Raw genomic sequence first — 1882 nt, 5'->3', positions numbered from 1 at the left:
GGCACGAGCTGCTTGGTGAGCACCAGGCGGCCGAGCATGGCGAAGCCCATGGCAGGCAGGATGTTGGCGGCAACGCCGCAACCGTCGATCACAAAGGTCGGGATGAAGTCGAGCAGGCCCTGGATGGCATCGGAGCCCAGGTAGAATGCGCCGCCGCACAGCAGGAAGTACTCAAGGCAGCCAAAGAGGCCCATGCTCCAATGTGCCGCGTAGATACCCTTGAGGTTGCCCTTGGCAGCGCACTTGTCAGCAATGTCAACAATGATCGAGAATCCAGCATCCGTAATGTTGCCGATCGTCAGCGAAAGGACGGCGATAGGCATGGCGAGCGCGATGGCCGTCTCGGTACCCTGACCGAGCTGAATGGCAAACGCGCAGGCGAGCACGCCGCCGACGGTTTCGTTAGGCGGTACGTAGGCGCCGATGGAGATCGAGCCCATGAACAGCAACTCCAGGCTGGCGCCAACGGCAAGGCCGGTCTGCAGGTCCCCCAGCACCAGGCCCACGAGCGGGCACAGGACGATGGGGCGGAACGCGTAGAGGGTGCCGAGCTGGTAGTCGAGACATCCAAACGCTCCGACTAAGCCGACGAGGATTGCTTGGACAAGCATAATTCCTCCCAATAAGGAATCTCGAACCGTCGTCACTCCCGTCGCGCGCGTTGTTGATATCAATTCCGGGAGTTCGATTCCACGGCTCGAAGCGTACCTGGTGTGCTGCTAACACCCATGCCAGGCACAAATGATTTGATACCAATTATAGATATGCAGGTTCTTACTATTTAATACCACTCGCTCAGCGGGGTGTTTTTACCGTAAACGGCAGACGTATCTCATCAGGCGCGCTCTTTGTTTCGATGGCGGACAAGCGCCACCAGAAAGCCATCGCCAAAGGCATCGGATGCCAAGTTGGCCACAATCACCAAAACGATAATCGCCGCGCCCAAAAACTCGTTCCAGCGAAAAACCTCGCCAAAGAAGAGTGCCGACCAGCAGGGAGCGAGCACGACCTCGCTCATGCAAACCAAGTTGGCCGCAAACGCGTTGGTTCGCGCGATCCCCTTGGCATACAGCACGCTCGCAAGGCCACTGCAAAAAAGGCCATGCACCAGCATGAGCCCCCACTCAAATGGTCTCACGGAGTCTAGGGCGCCAGCAAAATAGACGATCGGCAGCATCGAGATACCGCAGGAGATGAGCGAGGACACCATGGGCGACGCATCGGGGCGAGAGTTCAAAAAGAAACACAGCCCAAAGGTGGCTCCCGAAATGACGGCAAGCAGGTTGCCGAGCATGCCCTCGGCGCTCAAATCGCCTAAAAAGAAAAGTCCCATACCCGTAAAAGCAACCAACACGGAGGCAATCTTCGCAGGCGAGGGCAACGTGCGAGTTGCGAGCGACTGATACACGATAACGAAAATCATCGAGGTGTACTGCAGGACGATCGCGTTGCCGACCGTCGTGAGCTGGTTGGCAAAGTTAAACGTGGTGCCCGTCACGAAGTTGCAGACGGCCACAAGGACAATAAGACGGCTGACGCGGAAGACGGGCCTACCGACGAGCAGGATAAAGAGCGCCATAAATATTGCCGTAACGGCACCGATCAAAAGAGCTGACTGCGAATTGGCGCGAACGAGGATGCCGATAAAACTCCATAAGAGCGCCGTGCCAAATAGATACATCGCCCCGCTCACGCCATTATCGGGTGGATTGTCAGATCGAATCACGAAGCACCTCCAGCTAGCTTTCGGTAATAAAAAACGGCGACCGCAATGGGTCGCCGTTTCCCTTGGGGGCAGATAATAGGCCGGGCCCTTACGCCAGCACGCCGAAGAACGCGCCGATGATGCCCACGACCATGGTGGCCACGATCAGCACCATGG

Annotated in this window: 2 protein-coding genes; both read right to left on the bottom strand. The window is 57.4% G+C overall.

Annotated elements, in window-relative coordinates:
* Positions 1-611: PTS mannose/fructose/sorbose/N-acetylgalactosamine transporter subunit IIC (locus AB5758_RS09635; RefSeq protein ID WP_368155541.1), on the bottom strand; the 611-nt coding region annotated here is incomplete at its 3' end.
* A gap of 224 nt (positions 612-835) precedes the next feature.
* The gene (locus tag AB5758_RS09630; protein WP_271737358.1) at positions 836-1579 is read right to left on the bottom strand and encodes a DMT family transporter; all 744 of its coding nucleotides are present in this window, start codon (positions 1577-1579) and stop codon (positions 836-838) included.
* Positions 1580-1882: the final 303 nt, after the last annotated feature.

Origin of the sequence: Collinsella aerofaciens, from assembly GCF_040926405.1 — a bacterium.
Classification (GTDB): Bacteria; Actinomycetota; Coriobacteriia; order Coriobacteriales; family Coriobacteriaceae; genus Collinsella.
This window is presented reverse-complemented; position numbering and strand designations above follow the sequence as displayed.

What these genes read in the sequence shown, in the direction of transcription:
- AB5758_RS09630 (WP_271737358.1), bottom strand. Translation starts at nt 1,579, where the DNA reads ATGGCGCTCTTTATCCTGCTCGTCGGTAGGCCCGTCTTCCGCGTCAGC.